The sequence below is a fragment of the Streptomyces monticola genome, assembly GCF_042665355.1.
Classification (GTDB): Bacteria; Actinomycetota; Actinomycetes; order Streptomycetales; family Streptomycetaceae; genus Streptomyces; species Streptomyces monticola.
This window is the reverse complement of sequence record NZ_JBHTCF010000006.1, coordinates 124954-128782: the sequence shown is the minus strand read 5'-3', so window position 1 is coordinate 128782 and position 3829 is coordinate 124954. Positions and strand designations below refer to the sequence as shown.

The 3829-nt window shown below is 75.7% G+C and carries 1 protein-coding gene; it reads left to right on the top strand.

The window, feature by feature from the left end; all coding sequences use genetic code 11:
* Positions 1–350 precede the first annotated feature (350 nt).
* Positions 351–3829: ATP-binding protein (locus ACFQVC_RS16510; RefSeq protein ID WP_381831186.1), on the top strand; the 3479-nt coding region annotated here is incomplete at its 3' end.

The window sequence follows — 3829 nt, the reverse complement described above, 5'->3', positions numbered from 1 at the left end:
GGGGCTGTGCCGATATGCGGCTCCGGCGCGTGGGCGCGACCTGCCACGGCGGACTCGCGGGTGATGTGCTGCAGCTCGTGCGGGGCGTCGATCCGCGGGAAGCGGGGCTGTGCCGATATGCGGCTCCGCCGCGTGGGCGCGACCAGCCACGACGCACCTGCAGACGACCTGCCGCAGCCCGTCCGGCGCTTGTGGGCGAGCCCGCAGGGCGATGAAGGGTGCCGCGCCCCACGGTGCGATGGTGCCGCGCCCCACGGTGCGATGGTGCCGCGCCCACGGTGCGATGGTGCCGCGCCCCCCCGGGTACGGACCCAGTGCGAATTGTCAGTGCGGCCACTTATGGTTCCAGCATGACCGACCTCCTCGGCCGCGATCACCCCGCCGCAGTACTGCGCGCCGGGGCCGCCCGTGCCGCGGACAGCCACGGCGGCCTGGTCCTGGTCACCGGCGAGGCGGGTATCGGCAAGACCACCCTCGTCACGCAGGCCGCGCAGGAGGCGCGCGGGCACGGTGCCCTGGTGCTCACCGGCGCCTGCTGGGCCTCGGACAGCGCGCCGGGGTACTGGCCGTGGGTGCAGATCGTGCGCGGACTGCGCCGAGGCGTCGGCCCGGAGCGGTTCGCGGCCGCGCAGGAGGCGGCCGGTCCCGCCCTCGGCGTGCTGCTCGGCGAGGCCGCCCGGACCCCCGCCGCCGACGCCACGGCCGAGGCCGCGGCCGACGACCCCGCGGGCGCCTTCCGGCTGTACGACGCGGTGACCACCGCCCTCGTCGCCGTCTCCCAGGACCAGCCCGTGGTGGTCGTGCTCGACGACCTGCACTGGGCGGACACCGCGTCGCTGCGGCTGCTCGAATTCGCCGCGGGGCACGCCTGGTTCGAGCGCCTGCTCCTCGTGGGGACGTATCGCGACGCGGAGGTGGAGGCCGAGGGGCACCCGCTGCGCGAGCAGATCCTGCCGCTCGTAGCGAAGGCCACCACCCTGAGCCTCGCGGGCCTCGGCCGTGCGGAGACCGCTGCCCTCGTCGCGCGTACCGCGGGCCGCGAGCCGGACGAGCACACGGTCACGGAGCTGCACCGCTTCACCGGCGGCAACCCGTTCTTCGTCGAGCAGACCGCCCGCCTGTGGGCCGGAGGCGGTTCGCTCGGCGCGCTCGCACCGGGTGTGCGCGAGGCGGTCAGGCGCCGTCTCGACCTGTTGCCGCCGGCCGCGAAGGAGCTGCTCACCGCCGGTGCCGTGCTCGGCCGTGAGTTCCACCGGCAGGTGCTCGCCGGGGTCGGCGGCGGGCCCGGCGCCCATGTCGACCGCCTCCTCGACCACGCGATCACGGCCCGTCTGGTGACCGCGCTCGGCGGCGGCCGTTTCGCCTTCGCCCACGATCTCGTACGCGAGACGCTGTACGAATCACTCGACCCCCAGGAGGCCGCGGCCAGACACGCCGCCGTGGTCAACGCCCTTGAGCAGGCACCCGAGTTGGCGTCGAAGGTGTTCCCCGCGGACCGCGCCCGGCACGCGTATTCCGCGGGTGGCGCGGTCACCCCCGAGACGGCGGTGCGCCTGCTGCAGGAGGCCGCCCAGGACGCGGGCTCACGGCTCGCCATCGAGGAGCAGATCACCCACCAGAGACGTGCGGTGGAGCGCGCCGTCGGCCTCGCGGACCGGGGCCGCCGTGTCCTCACCACACTGGCGCTCGGCACCTACCTGCAGCACGCGGGGGAGAGCGCCGAATCGGGCCGCGCCTTCGCCGAGGCGCTGCGCCTGGCCCGCACCCTGGACGACGCCACGCTCCTGGCCCGGGTGGCGCTCACCCTGCAGGGCGGCCCGCAGCTCGGCCCGCCGGGGTTCGAGGGTTCCGGGGAGGAGCTGCTGCGCGAGGCCCACCGGGCGCTCGTCGGCGGCCCGTCGGCCAAGGGGCGCGGCGCACCGGCCAAGGAGCGCGGCCCGTCGGCCAAGGGACGCGGCGCACCGGCCAAGCAGCGCGGCCCGTCGGCCAAGGGACGCGGCGCACCGGCCAAGCAGCGCGGCCCGGACGAACGCAGCGCCGAGGAACTCGCCCAGGAGCTGAGCGTGCGCAGCGCGGTCCTGGCTCGGCGGCACAAGGACGACGAAGCCCTGGGCTTCAGCCTGTGGGCCCGCCACCACGCCATCTGGGGCCCGGGCACCGCGGCCGAACGCGTCGCGCTGGTCGAGGAGTTGACGGCCATCGCCCGCCGCTCCGGCGACCAGGAGGGCGAGCACTTCGCGCGCGCTCTGCACTGGGTGGCCAGGATCGAGCTGGGCGACCCGCGCTATCTGGACGAGTACCACGCGTTCGTGGCGCACGCCGAGGAGCACGCGATTCCCCGCATGGGCGTCGGAGCGGCCATCGACCAGTCCATCGTCAGCGGTCTGATGGGGCGCTTCGCGCAGGCCGAGAGCTTCCTCTCGGAGGCCGACGGCTACGCAAGGCGCACCCGGCCGAGCGACCACTTCTCCCCGCTCCTCGACCACCACCGCTGGACCCTCGCCCTGGCGCAGGGCCGCCACGAAGGCCTGGACGACCTCCTGCGCCGCCTCGAACACAACCACCCCTGCTCACGCCTGGTCGCCGGGATCACGGCCCTGGAGCGAGCCGACATGGAGCGAGGCGGCCTGACACACCCCGGCACGGCACGCCCCGGCACGACACGCCCCGGCACGGCACGCCCCGGCACGGCACGCCCCGGCACGGCACGCACGAGCGCTGCGCACCCCGGCTCCGCGCCCACCGGCGGCAGTATCGGCATTGGCGGCACCGGCGAAGGCGCCGCGATGGACGGCGAGACGGCCGCCGCGATCGCGTACGCCCGCGAACTTCTCTCCGGCGGCGAGCCGCGCCTGGACCGCGGCTTCCTGCCGCTGCGTCTGCGCTTCCAGGCCCAGGCCGCTGCCGCCGCTGCCGCCGCGGGCGACCCGGGGCTGTGCGAGGCGGCCCGCGAGGCTCTCGTCCCGTACGCCGGGCAGTGGGCGGTGTCCATGTTCGGCTGGGACATCAGCGGCCCCGTCGTCCACTGGATCGCCTTGTGCGACGCGGCACTTGAGCGCTGGGACGACGCGGAGGCCGGTTTCACGGCGGCGTACCACTCGGCGGAACTCCTCAGCGCCCGCCCCTGGTCGGTGGAGGCGCGGGCCCGCCTCGCCGAGGTCCGCGCGGCCCGTGGCGAGGACGCCTCCGCCCTGCTTGCCGAGGTCGTGCGCGATGCGGAAGAGCTCGGCATGCGGGGTGTCCTGCGCCGGCTCGCCGCCCATCGCCCACCGCCCGCCGAACTCACGCCCTGCGCCTATGAGTTCCGCTTCGACGGCGCCGTATGGACCCTGACGTACGAAGGGCGTACGACACCGATGCCCGACGCCAAGGGCCTGCGCGACCTGCGCCGGCTCCTCAGCCGCCCCGGCGCCGACATCCCCGCCGTGCAGCTGCTCGCCCCCGAGGGCGGCGCCGAGGTGATCGCGGCGAGCGGCATGGGCGGGGACCCGGTGCTCGACGACGAGGCGAAGCGGCAGTACCGCCGCCGCCTCGACCAGTTGGACGAGGAGATCGACCGCGCGGCGGCGACGGGCGACGCGGGCCGTGCGGCCCGCCACGAGAAGGAGCGCGCCGCCCTCCTCGCCGAACTCCGCACGGCAGCGGGTCTCGGCGGCCGCGCCCGCCGCCTGGGCGACGAGGCGGAGCGGGCCCGCAAAGCGGTCACGGCCCGTATCCGCGACACCATCCGCCGCCTGGACTCCCGCCACCCCGAACTGGCCGCGCATCTGAGGGAGTCGGTGTCCACCGGCCTGACATGCGCATACCGCCCGCAGGACCCCGCCCCGGA